This window comes from Streptomyces sp. NPDC043812, from assembly GCF_056436245.1.
Genome location: NZ_JBWKCY010000029.1, coordinates 53,491 through 69,360, shown reverse-complemented (window position 1 = coordinate 69,360; position 15,870 = coordinate 53,491). Strand labels below are relative to the sequence as shown.

Here is a 15,870-nt window from a genome sequence, read left to right as displayed (position 1 = left end):
GCTACGCCTTACATGCCGTGGCGCCATTGATGGACGCAAGTGGTGCCGCATCTGGCTCCTTATGGCGCCATCGATGTGCCACTATGGCGCCATGGATAACGCGCCCCTCGGCATCGCAGGCCGAGGGGTGCGCGTTTCGCGGAGTGAGCCATCAAAGGGGTCGGATCATGGAGACAGCGCAGAGCCGGCAGCAGGCGGCACCCGGCGCCTTCACCGCCTTCACCCGCTTCGTGCTCTGCGGCGGCGGAGTGGGGCTCGCCTCCAGCTTCGCCGTGGCGGCCCTCGCCTCCTGGATTCCCTGGGTCCTGGCCAACGCCCTGATCACCGTGGTCTCCACGCTCCTCGCCACCGAGCTGCACGCCCGCTTCACCTTCGGCGCGGGTGGGCGCGCGACCTGGCGCCAGCATGCGCAGTCGGCCGGGTCCGCGGCGGCCGCGTACGTGGTGACCTGCGTGGCGATGCTTGTCCTGCAGCAGCTGGTGGCGGCGCCCGGTGCGGTGCTCGAGCAGGGCGTCTACCTGTCGGCCTCCGCACTCGCCGGTGTCGCGCGGTTCGCGGTGCTGCGACTCGTCGTCTTCGCGCGGAACCGCTCGCAGGCCGCGGTCACCCTCCGCGCCGCCCGTCCCGTGCACGCGGCCGTGGCCCGCGCCTCGGTCCCGGTCGGCACCGCGGTGCTCTGCCGCGCTGCCTGACCGTTCCGCCGGGCGGCGTGCCGCGCGGGCCGGCGGGCAGAAATCCCCCGGTACGCTACGGGTTTGTCACTCCCGGAGGTGGTCGGCTCCGAGGGCGCGCAGTCGCTGGACCTCAACGGTGCCTGCACCGCGGGAACCGTCACCCAGACCTTCGACACCAAGGCCGCCGGCTGTACTTCGGGTGGAGCGTCTCGGTCCCATGGCGGGATGCCTTTGTCAGCGCGGCGTCTCAGCTCGTTCATGTCACTGTTCTCATCGGCGAGTTCGAGACACTCCTTCAGTAGAGCCCGAGGAAGATGCCGCCCGGCGTGTTGAGGTCGTCGTTGTACAAGTGGAAGGCGCGGAGGGACCTGGCAACCTCTCGCTGGGAGATGAACGCGTCACCGTCCAGGTCCAGCCGGCGGAAGATGATCGCGGCGTCAGAGCTGGAAATCTCGCAGAAATCGAGGTACCTGGCGAACTCGTCCTGGCTGATCCGCTTGTCGCCGTCGACGTCCAGGACATGGAAAACGGCCTGCGCCAGGTCCTCCAGCAACTGCGCCGCATGCGAGCCGTACCCCACAGCGCGGTGCGCCGCGACGAACTCGTCGCGGGACAGACGGTCCTGCCCCGGGGTCGCCTGCGACAGGAGCCCCAGCCACTGCGCCCAGTACGCCCTCTCCAGGTCCTTGATCCTCGTGTCACTCTTCGCCAACGCGTAGCCGGTCGAGTACCTGTCCACGATCCGCTGGTAGGTACCCCACGTCACAAAGCCTTCTCCGTCGGTGTCAAGGGCCGCGAACAGCCGCTGCAGCCGACGGGTGATCGGATCGGATGTCACCATGCGTTCCGTGTCCTCTCGCTGGATCTCATTGACGATGGTCCGTGCCTGCTGCTTGCGGTCCCGGGCCGCGAGCAGGAACGTCGACGTACCAGACGTCCAAAGGGTGCCAGAGGTTCATCCCTTGCCGAATGATCATGCCGCGAGCCGACTCGGTCGGGTGTGTCACCGGGTGCATGCCGGTGAAGCACTGGGGGTATTTGCAGGCAGCCGGGGTGGACCAGCTTCCGAGCTCTTGGCACAACAGCTCCGTCAAGCGCCGTCAGCCCGGTGCGGCGGCGGTGACATTGCGTATGGTCAGCGCAGGTCGGAGATCATGAAGACGGTGAGGGCCAGCTCCTGGTCGATGTGCAAGGACAGCCGCTGCAGGGGCAGTCGGCCAGTGGTCAGGGTGCCGCGGGCGATGCTTGTGCGGGCACCCGTGTCCAGGAGTTGCCACAGGGGCGGGTTGACGACGAGGACGCGGGGATCGAGTTCGAGGCGGTTGCCTTCGGTGTCCCACAGGATGAGGCGCTGCGAGACCCCGTCGTGCCATGAGACCGAGGCGAGCCGGTCGGTGTGGACGTGCTGTCGGCGGACGAGTCCGCGGGAGAGGAGAAGGCCCGGGGCGGCCGTGACGGAGGTCGGCCACAGGACGCTGAACAGGATGACGCCCAACGCCGCCCAGAGCAGGGCTCGCCCAACGGTGGTGGAGCCCGCAGCCGCGTCGACGCCCAGGAGCAGGAGCGGGAGAAGTGTGGCGACTCCGACGGCCGAAAGGGCGTCGCCTGCCCAGCGTACGTCGCGCGTGCACCGCGCCATCACTCGGCCAGTTCTCGTGTGTCCAGCGGGATCCGCAGGACGTTGCGCCGATGCGCGGCGGCGAGGTCGGCCTCGAGTGGTGAGGGGGGCACCGTCAGCACAGGGCAGCGCGCGTGCGTCAGGCAGTAGCGGGCAACGGACGGCATCAGCGAGCGCCGCAGGGAACCGCCCTTCCCGCTGCCCACGACGAGAACGTCCTGCGGGTGACGCGCGACATCCACCAGGGCGGCGCCTGGTGTACCGCAAACGGTCAGTCCGGCCAGAGTGACGCCGGGCTTCACGGCGCCGAACGCCGTGTCGAGGATGTCACGCAGCCGCTCGACGGCCACGGATCGGGAGTCCGCGTACAGCGAGGGCAACACGCAGGAGCGGCTGAGATCGCCGGCCGGTTTCCACGCCAGCACTGCCCACAGCTCCGCGTCCCTCATCCGGGCCTCGTCGGCGGCCCGGTGCAGTGCCGTGAGACTGCACGGGCTGCCGCTCACGCCGACCACGACTCGGCGGCGGGAATCGTTCGCTGGTTCGCGCATCGGCGCTCCCTCCCTGTCTGCCCCTTCCGGCTATCTCATGGAAGCTGTGTGTTGATCGACATCGTGTGCGGTACCTCCGTTGGACAAAGTGATGCCAGCGTCGGATCACGACGAACCGGTGAGAAGCGTTCTTGGCGGAATGCATACGCCGGGTGCCGGAGTCTTCATGCGCTCCTGATACGGCAGCTGGGAAGCCGTATGGCCTTCGTCAAAAGGTCGCTGACAGCGGCCCTCCGGGTGACCACGGTCACGCCCGACGCAAGGAATCCGTTAAGGGATTCCGGTCATCCGTAAGGGCTCCATCAAGGCCCCTTAACCCCCGGCCCAAGTGGAGGTTTGCTGAGATTCGGCCGCATGGCCGATTCCATCTCATCACTTCACCCAGGAGCTCACGATGGCCGACGTGGCCTTCGTCGTCACCACGATCGCGGTTTTCGCGCTGGTGGCTCTCATCGCCAAGGGGGTGGCGAAACTGTGACCGTCGAGAACATCGTCGGCCTGATCGTGGCCGTCGCCCTGCTCGGTTACCTCGTCCTTGCCCTCGTGTACCCGGAGAGGTTCTGAGCGGCACCATGAGTCCCCAACTCGCTGGTGTGCTCCAGCTCCTCGCACTGATCGCCGCACTGGCTCTCGCGTACCGCCCGCTGGGCGATTACATGGCCCGTGTCTATTCCTCCGAAAGGCATTACCGGCCGGAGAAATGGATTTACAAGGCGATCGGCGCCAACCCGAACGTCGAGATGCGCTGGCCCGCCTATCTGCGCGGTGTTCTCGCCTTCTCCGCGGTGAGTGTGCTCTTCCTCTATCTGCTACAGCGTGTCCAGGGCAGTCTGCCCGGCTCGCTCGGCTTCTCCTCCATCGACCCGGACCAGGCGTTCAACACGGCCGCGTCGTTCGTGGCGAACACCAACTGGCAGTCGTACTACGGCGAGCAGGCCATGGGCCATGTCGTCCAGACCGGCGGCCTGGCGGTGCAGAACTTCGTCTCCGCGGCCGTCGGCATGGCTGTCGCGGTGGCGCTGGTACGTGGCTTCGCCCGCTCGCGCACCGGAGAGCTCGGCAACTTCTGGTCCGACCTGGTGCGCGGCACCGTCCGCATCCTGCTGCCGATCTCCGTGATCGGCGCCGTTGTGCTCGTCGCCTGCGGCGCCATCCAGAACTTCGCCGGCATCCACGAGGTCGGCCAGTTCATGGGCGGCACCCAGCAGTGGAACGGCGGCGCGGTGGCCTCGCAGGAGGCCATCAAGGAACTGGGCACCAACGGTGGCGGCTACTTCAACGCCAACTCGGCCCACCCCTTCGAGAACCCCAATGGCCTGTCGAACCTGTTCGAGATCTTCCTGATCCTGCTGATCCCGTTCGCGCTGACCCGCACCTTCGGCAGGATGGTCGGCTCGCTGAAGCAGGGCTACGCGATCCTCGGTGTGATGGTCACGATCTGGCTCGGCTTCACGGCGCTGATGATGTGGACCGAGTTCGCGCATCACGGACCGGCGTTCGAGGTTGCCGGCGGTGCGATGGAGGGCAAGGAGACCCGCTTCGGCATCGGCGGTTCGTCGATCTTCGCGGTGGCCACCACCCTCACCTCGACCGGCGCGGTGAACTCCTTCCACTCCTCCTTCACCGGCTTCGGTGGCGGTATCACGATGCTCGGCATGCAGCTGGGCGAGATCGCGCCCGGCGGTGTCGGCTCCGGCCTCTACGGCATGCTGATCATGGCGATCATCGCGGTGTTCATCGCCGGTCTGATGGTCGGCCGCACCCCCGAGTACCTCGGCAAGAAGATCGGCACCCGCGAGATCAAGCTGGCGGCCTGTTACATCCTCATCACCCCGGCGCTCGTGCTGTGCTTCACCGCAGCGGCGATGACTCTGTCGACGCCGGCGAACTCGATGACGAACGCCGGCGCGCACGGCTTCTCCGAGATCCTGTACGCCTACACCTCGGGCGCCAACAACAACGGCTCCGCGTTCGCCGGACTCAACGCCGACACCCAGTGGTTCAACAGCACCATCGGTCTCGCGATGCTGCTCGGCCGGTTCCTGCCCATCGTGTTCGTGCTGGCGCTGGCCGGCTCGCTCGCCGAGCAGAAGCCGATCCCTGAGACCGGGGGCACCCTGCGCACCGACAAGCCCCTCTACACGGGCCTGCTCGTCGGCACCATCCTGATCATCACTGGTCTGACCTACTTCCCGGCCCTGGCGCTGGGGCCGCTCGCCGAAGGGCTCGCGTCATGACCATCGACGTGAAGAAGCACCACCGTGACTGAGACCCGCGCTCCGCACCAGGACCTGTCCGCCGGCCACGCGCAGGCCGGACGTGTCGGCGGCGGACTGTTCGACCCCCGTCAGATGATCAAGTCGTTCCCCGACGCGATCCGCAAGCTCGACCCGCGCGTCATGATCAAGTCTCCGGTCATGTTCGTGGTCCTGGTCGGCTCCGTGCTGAGCACGATCTATGCGATCAAGGACCCGACCGACTGGTTCGGCTGGGCGATCGCCGCCTGGCTGTGGCTGACCACGATCTTCGCCAATCTGGCGGAGGCGGTGGCCGAGGGCCGCGGCAAGGCGCAGGCAGACACCCTGCGCAAGGCCAAGACCGACACGGTCGCACGCCGCCTCGTCGGCAAGACCGAGGAGCGCGTGCCCGGCACTGACCTGCGTATCGGTGACCTGGTCGTCTGTGAGGCGGGCGACATCATCCCCGGCGACGGAGACGTCGTCGAGGGTGTTGCCTCGGTCGACGAGTCGGCCATCACCGGCGAATCGGCTCCGGTCATCCGCGAGTCCGGCGGCGACCGCAGCGCGGTCACCGGCGGCACGAAGGTGCTCTCCGACCGGATCGTCGTCCGCATCACGACGAAACCGGGCGAGACCTTCATCGACCGCATGATCGCCCTCGTCGAGGGGGCCGCCCGGCAGAAGACACCCAACGAGATCGCGCTCAACATCCTGCTCGCCTCGCTCACGATCGTCTTCCTGCTCGCGGTCGTGACGCTGCAGCCGTTCGCGATCTACGCGGGCGAGAAGCAGACCATGATCGTGCTGGTCGCGCTGCTGGTCTGCCTGATCCCGACCACCATCGGCGCGCTCCTGTCCGCGATCGGTATCGCCGGCATGGACCGGCTTGTGCAGCGCAATGTGCTCGCGATGTCCGGCCGCGCGGTCGAGGCCGCGGGCGACGTGTCGACGCTGCTGCTCGACAAGACCGGCACCATCACCCTGGGCAACCGTCAGGCCGCCGAGTTCGTCCCGGTCAAGGGCGTCACCGAGGCGAGGCTTGCGGACGTCGCACAGCTCTCGTCGCTCGCCGACGAGACGCCCGAGGGACGTTCCATCGTCGTCCTGGCGAAGGAGAAGTACGGCCTGCGCGACCGCCAGCAGGGTGAGCTGGCGGACGCCGGGTGGATCGCCTTCACCGCACAGACCCGCATGAGCGGCGTGGACCTCTCCGAGAACGGCGAGGCCCGCAAGGTACGCAAGGGCGCGACCGGTTCGGTGATCGCCTGGGTCAAGGAGCGCGGCGGCCAGGTCGCCGACGACGCCGACCAGGCGGCCGACAAGATCTCGCAGGCCGGCGGCACCCCGCTGCTGGTGGCGGTCGAGGACGCCGACGGCGCCCGCGTGCTGGGCGTCATCCACCTCAAGGACGTCGTCAAGGAGGGCATGCGGGAGCGGTTCGACGAACTGCGCCGGATGGGCATCAAGACGGTCATGATCACGGGTGACAACCCGCTGACCGCGAAGGCGATCGCCGACGAGGCAGGGGTCGACGACTTCCTCGCGGAGGCGACACCCGAGGACAAGATGGCGCTGATCAAGCGCGAGCAGGCAGGCGGCAAGCTCGTCGCGATGACCGGCGACGGCACCAACGACGCCCCGGCGCTCGCGCAGGCCGACGTCGGCGTGGCCATGAACACCGGCACCTCGGCCGCCAAGGAGGCCGGGAACATGGTGGACCTGGACTCCAACCCGACCAAGCTCATCGAGATCGTCGAGATCGGCAAGCAACTCCTCATCACGCGCGGCGCGCTGACCACGTTCTCCATCGCCAACGACGTGGCGAAGTACTTCGCGATCATCCCCGCCATGTTCGCCGTCGCGTATCCGTCGCTGGACAAGCTCAACATCATGAACCTGTCCTCGCCCCAGTCCGCGATCCTCTCGGCAGTCATCTTCAACGCGCTGATCATCATCGCGCTGGTGCCGCTCGCCCTGAAGGGTGTGCGCTATCGGCCGACCAGCGCGGACAAGATGCTCCGCCGCAATCTGGGGATCTACGGCCTCGGCGGCCTGATCGCCCCGTTCATCGGCATCAAGCTCATCGACCTGCTCATCTCCTCCATCCCTGGCATCGGGTGACGACCACCATGAACAATTCCGTCTCCAGCACCGCACGGCTCATCGGGGCCGGGCTGCGGGCCCTGCTGGTCCTGACCGTCATCTGCGGAGTCCTCTATCCGCTCGCCGTCACCGGCGTCGCCCAGGCACTGTTCAGCGACAAGGCCAATGGCTCCGAGATCACGTCCGGCGGCAAGGTCGTCGGCTCCGACCTCATCGGCCAGACCTACAACCTGCCGAAGAAGGACCCGAACGACGCGGAGGAGGCGGCGGTTGCGGACCTGAAGTGGTTCCAGCCGCGCCCGTCCAACGGCCTCGGCTCCAACAGCGTCAACACGCAGTACTCGCTGCTCCTGTCCGGCGCGACCAACCGGTCGGGTGACAACGGCGCGGTCAACGGCCGCTGCCCGCAGGACGCGGAGGAAGGCAGTCTCTGCGCCCAGGTCGTCGCTGCCAAGGACGCCGTCATCAACGACAACTCCACCGCCACCTACAAGGTCGAGCGCTCGGACGTGCCGGCTGATGCCGTCACCTCGTCCGGCTCGGGCCTGGACCCGGACATCTCCCCGGAGTACGCAAAGCTCCAGGTCCAGCGCGTCGCCGAGAAGAACGACCTCGACGTCAAGCAGGTCGAGAAGCTCGTCGCCGATCACACCGACGGCCGGATGCTCGGCTTCATCGGCGAACCACGCGTCAACGTCCTGGAGCTCAACATCGCGCTCAAGGAACTGACGAAGAGCTGATGGTGCACCTCGCACGGACAGGTGGCCGACTGGGCGCGGAGCATCCGCGCCCAGTCGGCGCCTTCCTGCGCCCTCAACGAACGGAAGGCTGCACACCGATGACCCGGGTGCTGGTGGTGGAGGACGATCCTCAACTCGTCCGCGCACTCAAGATCAATCTCCAGGCGCGCACGTTCGACGTCGAAACGGCTGCCGACGGCAAGGCGGCCATCCGGCTGACGGCCTCCTACCGGCCGGACGCCATCGTCCTGGACCTCGGACTGCCCGACATGGACGGCATCGATGTGGTCAGGTCTGCATTGCCCAGCTGCGACGCATTGGAAGCGGACCCGTCGCACCCGCGGTATCTGATCACCGAGCCCGGCATGGGGTATCGCTTCGAACCGTGACGGCTCACGCCCGCGGACGGCCACTGGACCGCTCACAGACCAGTCAGCCCACAAGAGAAGTCGGCATCATGGGACGCGGCAAGCTTCGGATCTACCTCGGCGCGGCACCGGGCGTCGGCAAGACGTACGCCATGCTTGCCGAGGCCCATCGAAGGATCGAGCGCGGCACCGACATCGTCGTCGGTTTTGTCGAGCACCACGACCGGCCACGCACCGAGGTCATGCTGCACGGCCTGGACCTCGTCCAGCGCCGTGAAATCGACTACCGGGACAGCACCTTCACCGAAATGGACGTGGACGCGGTGCTGCAACGGCGCCCCTCCGTCGCGCTGGTGGACGAACTCGCCCACACGAACGTGCCCGGCTCGCGCAACCCCAAGCGCTGGCAGGACGTGGAGGAGCTGCTACAGGCGGGCATCGATGTCGTCTCCACCGTCAACATCCAGCATCTGGAGTCGCTCGGCGATGTGGTCGAGTCGATAACCGGCGTACGGCAGCGCGAGACCGTGCCCGACGAAGTCGTACGCCACGCCGACCAGATCGAACTCGTGGACATGTCGCCGCAGGCCCTGCGCCGACGCATGGCGCACGGCAACATCTACAAGCCGGACCGGGTCGACGCGGCGCTCTCGAACTACTTCCGCCCCGGCAACCTCACCGCCCTGCGCGAACTCGCCCTGCTCTGGGTCGCCGACAGGGTCGACGAGTACCTGCAGGAGTACCGGAGCGATCACAACATCCGCTCCACCTGGCAGGCCCGGGAGCGGATCGTCGTCGGTCTCACCGGCGGTCCGGAAGGCAGCACGCTCATCCGCCGTGCGGCCCGGCTGGCGGAGAAGGGCGCGGGAGGCGAGGTCCTCGCCGTCTATGTCGCCCGCAGCGACGGACTGACCTCTGCCTCGCCCAAGGAGCTGACCGTCCAGCGCGCACTGGTGGAGGACCTCGGCGGCACCTTCCACCACGTCATCGGCGACGACGTCCCACGCTCCCTCCTGGAATTCGCCCGCGGGGTCAACGCCACCCAGATCGTCCTCGGAGTCAGCCGCCGCAAAGCCTGGCAGTACGTCCTCGGCCCCGGCGTCAGCGCCACAGTGGCCCGCGAGTCGGGTCCCGACCTGGACGTCCACATGGTCACCCATGACGCAGCGGCCAAAGGCCGGGGTCTCCCCGTCGCCCGGGGGGCACGTCTGGGCCGCTCCCGCATCATCTGGGCCTGGCTGGTCGGCATCGCGGGTCCGGCCCTGCTCACCCAGCTGCTCAACACCGCCGTTCCCGACCTCGGGCTCGCGAACGACATGCTGCTCTTCCTCACGTGCACAGTGGCGGCGGCGCTGGTGGGCGGTCTGCTCCCCGCGCTGGCGTCGGCAGCCGTCGGCTCCCTGCTCCTGAACTACTACTTCACACCGCCGCTGTATCAGCTCACTATCTCCGACCCCCGGAACATCGTCGCCATCGCGATCTTCGTCGGAGTGGCGGTATCCGTGGCCTCCGTCGTCGACCTGGCTGCCCGTCGTACCCACCAGGCAGCCCGGTTGCGCGCCGAGTCCGAGATCCTCTCCTTCCTCGCCGGCAGCGTCCTGCGCGGCGAAGACTCACTCAATGCCCTGCTCGAGAGTCTCCGCGAAACCTTCGCCATGGACTCCGTGGCATTGCTGGAACGCGCGAGCGAAGTCGAGGCATGGTCGACGACCGCCGCCGTCGGCAACCGTCCGGTCGCACGGCCCGAGGATGCGGACGTCGACATGCCCATCGGCGACACCATGGCCCTGGCCCTGTCAGGACGTGCGCTCCCCGCCGAGGACCGCCGGGTCCTCGGCGCCTTCGCCGCCCAGGCTGCTGTCGTACTCGACCGGCAGCGACTCGTGGGCGAAGCGACGCAAGCACGCGAACTCGCCGAGGGCAATCAGATCCGTACGGCCCTGCTCGCCGCAGTCAGCCACGACCTGCGCACCCCGCTTGCGGGCATCAAGGCCGCCGTCACCTCGCTCCGCTCCGACGACGTCGAATGGTCCGAGACGGACCAGGCCGAGCTGCTCGCAGGAATCGAGGAGGGGGCCGATCGCCTCGACCATCTCGTGGGCAACCTCCTGGACATGTCGCGCCTCCAGACCGGCACGGTCACCCCGCTCATCCGGGAGACCGACCTCGACGAAGTCGTCCCCATGGCGTTGGGCGGTGTACCCGAGGGGAGCGTCGAGCTCGACATCCCCGAGACCCTCCCGATGGTCGCCGTCGACCGCGGTCTACTCGAACGAGCCGTCGCCAACCTCGTCGAGAACGCCGTCAAGTACAGCCCCGACAGCCAGGCCGTCCATGTCTCGGCCAGCGCCCTCGCCAACCGCGTCGAACTGCGGGTGGTCGACCGGGGTCCGGGCGTCCCCGACGACGCCAAAGAGAACATCTTCGAGCCCTTCCAGCGCTACGGCGACGCCCCGCGCGGCGCCGGAGTCGGCCTCGGCCTCGCTGTGGCGCGCGGCTTCATCGAGGCGATCGGCGGCACTCTGAACGCCGAGGACACGCCCGGCGGCGGCATGACAATGACCATCACCCTGCCCACCTGATGAGCAGCGAAATACCTTCCTCGTCCCTGATCACCGACCTTGCGGTGGTCGAGGTGGGCGGCGGTCCGCTCGTGGTCTGCGCCGACCGCGACGATGCCGTGTGGACCTGGGACCCGCGGCGGGACCTGTGGCAGAAGCGGTGACAGGTCCTTCGCGGTAACCGGGGGTGCGGACGCGACCGTACGTGTGTGGGACCTGGCCGAGGGCGGGGGAGTCGGTGCCCCGCTGACCGGCCATCGGGGCGGCGTCGCGGTGGTGCGGACCACCATGCTCAGCGGCCGCGAAGTCGCCCTGAGCGCCGGCCTGGACGGCGTGATCCGCGCCTGGGACCTGGCCGCCTTGGTGTCGTAGTGGCCGGATTCGGAGGACGCTACGGCGCTACCACCAGCTGACGGGGATTCGCCGTCTACTCGTCGGCACCAACACGTACGAGGACTCGCTGCTGCCCACCGGCGTCTCTGCGGCACCGCGGATATCTGATGGGGGAGGTGCTACCGCTCGTGGCGCCGACGCGCGAGATGGACGGTGATGTCGGCGGCAATCTCGACCCTCTCAGGCAGAACCTGCATGATCTGGCCAAACACCTGCTCCTGCTCCACGGTCGGCAGTACGAGATAGGCCGAGATGGTCGAGAGCTGGCCAACGTAGTCGCGCGCACTCATCGTCAAGCGCCGTTCGATCATGGACTGTTGAACGCCGGTGAAACACTCGGACCGTTGGAGCTCCGTACCCGGCCACTGCATGTCATGCTCCGGAGGTGTCCCGTCCGGGGACGGAACCTCGTCGCTCTCCAGAAACGGTGCTCGTGCCGCGCGAACAGCTTCCTCCACAGCCGGGTCGGCCAGTCGGATCGGCCCGCCGAACGAGGCGAACACGCCGCCCGGCTCCAACAGCGCGGCCATGCGTGACCACCGACCCTCCGGGTTCGTCCAATGCAGCGCTGCTGCCGCATAAACCAGCCCGTACCTCTCGCCCGGGCGCACGTCCTCGAACGCGGCTCGCACCGTCCTGACGCTTGCCGGCACGTGCTTGCGCAGCTCGGCGAGCATCGCCCCGTCAGGCTCGGTCGCGGTGACCGTGACCCCCCGTTGAGCGAACAGGCGGGTTGCTTTGCCTGTCCCGGCGCCAATCTCGAGGGCAGTCCGAACCGGCTGACCCGCGTACGCCAACACCGAGTCGAAGAGCTCCACGGGATACCCCGGCCGGAACCGTTCGTATGCTTCCGCCATCGCTCCGAAGCTCAGTGCGCGTCCAGACATGCCGAGCATCCTGACATGATCTGCGTCGTCGATGTTTGGTCTTTTCGTACGGCCCAGACGCCCGATCATGGTCAGCCAAAGCCTGAGGCAACAACAGCAACAACGTCTCTGCATGGGCATGAGCGCGTGGTCAGGCCACCAGCGTGGCTCGCGTGTACTGCTGCCGGCCGGCATGCCGATGCGCGCGCAGTGCACTGATCCGACATGACGGCGGTGGCCCTGCGCGATCGCTCGCGCAGGGCCACCGCTCAGCAGAGCCGGCAGCCATGAGGTCGCGTCAGTCGGCGCAGCCGGGTACCGGCGAGGGGCTGCCCTGGCAGTTGGTGGGGATGTTGTTCACCACAGGGGTGGAGACCAATGTCACCGTGGCCTGGTTGTAGATGCCGGCCGGAGCGGTGTTGGCGAAGTTGTAGGTGACCGAGCTGTTCGTGAGCGTTGCTTGGGCGTCGGTGTCCTGGTTGGAGAGGCCGCCGCCTTCCGCGTTGGTGGCCTGGTTGGCGTCGATGCGGCTCCTGTTGACTTCCAGTACTTCCCTGTTCAGGATGCCGCCGCCTCGGCCGTCGGAAGCCGTGTTGTGGTAAACGACGGTGTCGTCGAGAGTGGTCGTCCTGTCGTCCCCCAAGACATAGAGACCACCGCCGCTGTCCGCCGAATTGCGGGTGATCCTGCCGTCGTCGACAGCCACGTTGCCGAAGATGCCGCCGCCGAAGGCGCCGGCGTTGTTACCGGTGACCTCGGTGTGGAGGAGGGTCTTCGTCGAGTCGCCGAAGGCGTAGATGCCGCCGCCGTTTCCGCCGCCGGCGTTATGGGCGACCTTGGTGTTCCTGAGGGTCGTTGTGGTGGTCGGGCCGTAGATGCCGCCGCCGTTCGAAGAGGCGACATTGCCGGTGACGGTGCTGTCCAGGAACTCTGCGGTGCCATTGGTCAGCTCGATCCCGCCGCCGTTGGCCAAATCAGCTGTGTTGCGGCTGAGAGTGCTGTGGCGGACAGTGACCGTGCTGTTCTCGGCGCCGATTCCTCCTCCGTCACCGGTGGCGGAGTTCTTGGTGATCTCGACCCTGTCGAGTGTGAGCTCGCCGTCGCGGACCCAGATGCCGCCGCCGTCACTGATCGCCGGCGCGCGCCCGTCGCGGACGGTGAGGTGTTCGAGTGTGAGATCTCCTCCGGGGCCGTCGACCTGGAAGATGCGGAACTCCGGCGTTCCCGTCTCCGTGCTGCGCCTGATGGTGCTTCCGCTGCCGCGAATGGTGATCTCGCTGGTGATCACTGGCAGGCCGTTGGCGTCGTTGTCGGGCGCGGTGAGGGTGTAGGTGCACTTGCGGGCGAGCGTCAGGGTCCCTCCGCCGGAGGTGTTCACGTCCCGGATCGCTCGGACAAGGGCTTCTTCATCACACCGGACCCTCTGTCTGTCCCGATCAACGGCGGTGGCCGGGAGTGCGGTGGCGGCAGCGACAGCCGCGACCGTCACGGCTACGCCTGCAAGGGCTCTGAGTCTGCGCATGGCCTTTCCTCTTCCAGGTCGGTGGCATACACCGTCCCGAGACGCAGGCGCCGGTGCGCCACAGGGGCGACTATGTGTAATGTATTAATTACATATCGTTACCGCATGTCGACCTGTGCCACTGGACCAGCCTCGCGACATCGACGTGCTGGCACCGCTCGTCAAGCGGGAGATCCTCTGGCGGTTGATCACGGGCGACCAGGGCCCGACCGTCCGCCAGCTCGGCCTTGCCGACAGCAACCTCTCCCACATCGCCCGAGCAGTGGGATGGATCCGTGAGAACTATGCGAAGTCCTTCCGGGTGGATGACGTGGCGCAGCTGATCGGCATGAGCGCATCGGCCTTCCACCGGAACTTCCAGGCCGTCACGGGGATGAGCCCCATCCAGTTCCAGAAGCAGATTCGGCTCCAGGAGGCGCGGCTCCTACTGGCCACGCACCCCAAAGATGTCACCGGCATCAGCCACCGCGTGGGATACGACAGCCCGTCCCAGTTCAGCCGCGAGTACCGCCGGCTCCTCGGCACACCACCCAGCGAGGACGCCAACCGCCTGCACACGTCGGGCGCGTTCTGAACCGTGTACCACGGCGTAGCTGATCAGCAGGTCTTGGTGAAGGCCGTGCCGCGGTGGTCGATGTCGGCGCCGGGGCCACACTCCGGGCTCGGTCAAGTCCCGCAGCCGACTCCAGGCCGTCGCCCCGCTGCAGCCGATCCGCTCCGCGGGAGCGTCCCGTCAGCTCAGGTCCTTGCACGGCGCACGGGCCCGTAGCCAGAGGTTGATGGCAGTCCGTCAGCGGGCCAGGACTGGCCGGGCCAGGAAGTGGGCCTCGGCGTCGTCGTACTCGACCTGCCTCACGCGACGGCCGGTGTGTGTTCGTGGTTCTCGACGAACGTGCTGTGCCGGTGGAAGGAATACGCCTTGCTGACCGCCTGGAGGAAGTTGGCGAGGGCCAGGGCCGTCCACAGGGCGACAAGGCCCCCCGTTGCGGCGACCGGGACGGCGACAGCGGCCAGGACGCCGTAGCAGACGAAGGTCGACACGAAACTCGGCACCGTGCGCTTGAGGCCGATGAGGCCGAATCCGACGACCGCCTGCAGCGCATCGGTGACGACCACGGCCAGCACCAGCGGCAGTAGGTCCGTGATCTGCGGCCGCACGTCGGCATCCCCGGTGAACAGCGGGACGACCCATGGACCGAGGACGATCACCGCGGTTGCGATGAACCCGACGACGGCCAGCGCGAGCCACGTCCCGGCCCGAACGCTTCGACGGATCCTCGCGGTGTCGCGCTTCTGCGCGTAGCCGGCGACCAGGGGGATGGTGGCCTGACCGACCGCCACTGCCGCCGTGAAGATGAGGTTGACCAGCGAGATCCCGACGCTGTGCACCGCGGCGCTGTCCGTCCCGATCCGGGCCGCGGCGAAGGTCAGTACGCCCAGGACCGCGAACTTGACGAGTACGGTGCCGGCGAGCGGAACCCCCACGGTGCCCAACTTCCAGACCTGCTGCGCGTCCGGCCTTCCGGGATACAGGGAGCGGCCGGCCAGCACGGTGGAGCGGCGGAGGGTGATGTGATTGACGCAGGCGCTGATCACGCTGGAGACGAGCATGGCGATACCGGCCCCGGTCAGGCCGTAACTCGGCAGCGGGCCCGGCCCGCCCACCAGCAGGACGGACAGCGTGACGGACGCGGCGGTGCCGAGCAGTCCGGCGCGCATCACCAGCTTGGAGTGGCCGAGTGCGACCAGTACCGACGTGGCCGACGAGCTGACCGCGACGGCGAGAACGCTGCCGGCCAGCAGGTGGGGGAAGATCCCCAGTTCGTCGAGAGTGGTGCCGGGAACCCCGGCAGCCCGACCGATCAGGGGAACCGACGCGACCGCCGCGGCAGCGATCACGCCGACAGTGATCGCCAGCCACATCCCGCTGCGCACCACGGGCAGGAGACGTTCAGGATCCTCCTTGCACGGCGTGACGAACGGCATCACGCCGCGCAGCGCGCCCGCCACCGTGGCGGTGGCCGGGCTGAATACGGCGAGGGTGACGGCGAAGCCCGCGAGCGTGGCGGTGGCGTGGTTTCCGAGCAGCGCTGTGTCGACCAGAGCACCGGCTGATGCGGCGATCATCGTCAGGTAGAGCGGGAGCGCGTCCCCCGCTATCCCGATCCACGTACTGCGCTCGGCCTGTCGTGTTCCCTTGTTGATCACGGGCTCGATCATCACACTGCGGGAGT

14 protein-coding genes and 2 pseudogenes are annotated in these 15,870 nt (G+C 67.8%); 10 read left to right on the top strand and 6 right to left on the bottom strand.

Going from position 1 to position 15,870, the window contains the following annotated elements; all coding sequences use genetic code 11:
• The first annotated feature begins 167 nt into the window (after window positions 1-167).
• The gene (locus tag AC067Z_RS32290; RefSeq protein ID WP_478793196.1) at window positions 168-692 is read left to right on the top strand and encodes a GtrA domain-containing protein; all 525 of its coding nucleotides are present in this window, start codon (window positions 168-170) and stop codon (window positions 690-692) included.
• 277 nt (window positions 693-969) lie between these two features.
• Here AC067Z_RS32290 and AC067Z_RS32285 read toward each other — a convergent pair whose 3' ends face one another.
• The 3 genes from AC067Z_RS32285 to AC067Z_RS32275 all read right to left on the bottom strand — a co-directional run bounded on the left by AC067Z_RS32285 (window position 970) and on the right by AC067Z_RS32275 (window position 2,843).
• On the bottom strand, window positions 970-1,515 hold the full coding sequence (locus tag AC067Z_RS32285; protein WP_478793195.1) for an EF-hand domain-containing protein: 546 nt from the start codon (window positions 1,513-1,515) through the stop codon (window positions 970-972).
• A 294-nt stretch (window positions 1,516-1,809) separates the two neighbouring features.
• On the bottom strand, window positions 1,810-2,313 hold the full coding sequence (locus AC067Z_RS32280; RefSeq protein WP_478793194.1) for a hypothetical protein: 504 nt from the start codon (window positions 2,311-2,313) through the stop codon (window positions 1,810-1,812).
• Complete coding sequence (locus AC067Z_RS32275) at window positions 2,313-2,843, bottom strand: universal stress protein (RefSeq protein ID WP_478793193.1); 531 nt, start codon at window positions 2,841-2,843, stop codon at window positions 2,313-2,315. The genes AC067Z_RS32280 and AC067Z_RS32275 overlap by 1 nt, the downstream gene beginning before the upstream one ends.
• Before the next feature lie 474 nt (window positions 2,844-3,317).
• Between AC067Z_RS32275 and kdpF the strand changes: the two genes are divergently transcribed.
• The 8 genes and pseudogenes from kdpF (at window position 3,318) to AC067Z_RS32235 (ending at window position 11,227) form a co-directional block, all read left to right on the top strand.
• Window positions 3,318-3,407, top strand: a complete 90-nt coding sequence (gene kdpF / locus AC067Z_RS32270; RefSeq protein ID WP_478793192.1) for a K(+)-transporting ATPase subunit F — start codon at window positions 3,318-3,320, stop codon at window positions 3,405-3,407.
• Between the two features lie 8 nt (window positions 3,408-3,415).
• A complete protein-coding gene (gene kdpA / locus AC067Z_RS32265; protein ID WP_478793191.1) occupies window positions 3,416-5,080 on the top strand; it encodes a potassium-transporting ATPase subunit KdpA in 1,665 nt (554 codons plus the stop codon).
• Between the two features lie 24 nt (window positions 5,081-5,104).
• Window positions 5,105-7,204 carry a potassium-transporting ATPase subunit KdpB gene (gene kdpB, locus AC067Z_RS32260; RefSeq protein WP_478793190.1) on the top strand — a complete coding sequence of 700 codons (2,100 nt, stop codon included), beginning with the start codon at window positions 5,105-5,107 and terminating at the stop codon, window positions 7,202-7,204.
• An 8-nt stretch (window positions 7,205-7,212) separates the two neighbouring features.
• Window positions 7,213-7,926 (top strand): potassium-transporting ATPase subunit C, encoded by a 714-nt coding sequence (locus tag AC067Z_RS32255; protein ID WP_478793189.1) that lies wholly within the window; start codon window positions 7,213-7,215, stop codon window positions 7,924-7,926.
• Window positions 7,927-8,024: 98 nt separating this feature from the next.
• A pseudogene (locus tag AC067Z_RS32250) lies at window positions 8,025-8,219 on the top strand (response regulator transcription factor); the annotation flags it as partial.
• A 164-nt stretch (window positions 8,220-8,383) separates the two neighbouring features.
• Entirely contained in the window at window positions 8,384-10,876 is a 2,493-nt protein-coding gene (locus AC067Z_RS32245) for an ATP-binding protein (RefSeq protein WP_478793188.1), read from the top strand.
• Window positions 10,876-11,019: a hypothetical protein gene (locus AC067Z_RS32240; protein WP_478793187.1), complete on the top strand. Its 144-nt coding sequence runs from the start codon at window positions 10,876-10,878 to the stop codon at window positions 11,017-11,019. The genes AC067Z_RS32245 and AC067Z_RS32240 overlap by 1 nt, the downstream gene beginning before the upstream one ends.
• A 43-nt stretch (window positions 11,020-11,062) precedes the next feature.
• A complete protein-coding gene (locus AC067Z_RS32235) occupies window positions 11,063-11,227 on the top strand; it encodes a hypothetical protein (RefSeq protein ID WP_478793228.1) in 165 nt (54 codons plus the stop codon).
• Between the two features lie 140 nt (window positions 11,228-11,367).
• On the opposite strand, the gene AC067Z_RS32230 is transcribed toward AC067Z_RS32235, so the two are convergent.
• Together AC067Z_RS32230 and AC067Z_RS32225 are read right to left on the bottom strand one after the other, a co-directional pair.
• Window positions 11,368-12,204, bottom strand: coding sequence for a class I SAM-dependent methyltransferase (locus tag AC067Z_RS32230; protein ID WP_478793186.1), 837 nt, complete (start codon window positions 12,202-12,204; stop codon window positions 11,368-11,370).
• A 208-nt stretch (window positions 12,205-12,412) separates the two neighbouring features.
• Complete coding sequence (locus AC067Z_RS32225) at window positions 12,413-13,492, bottom strand: right-handed parallel beta-helix repeat-containing protein (protein WP_478793185.1); 1,080 nt, start codon at window positions 13,490-13,492, stop codon at window positions 12,413-12,415.
• A 265-nt stretch (window positions 13,493-13,757) separates the two neighbouring features.
• Here AC067Z_RS32225 and AC067Z_RS32220 point away from each other — a divergent pair.
• Window positions 13,758-14,210 (top strand): annotated as a pseudogene (locus AC067Z_RS32220) (helix-turn-helix transcriptional regulator); the annotation flags it as partial.
• Between the two features lie 278 nt (window positions 14,211-14,488).
• Here AC067Z_RS32220 and AC067Z_RS32215 read toward each other — a convergent pair.
• Window positions 14,489-15,844, bottom strand: coding sequence for an MATE family efflux transporter (locus tag AC067Z_RS32215; protein WP_478793184.1), 1,356 nt, complete (start codon window positions 15,842-15,844; stop codon window positions 14,489-14,491).
• Between the last annotated feature and the right edge of the window lie 26 nt (window positions 15,845-15,870).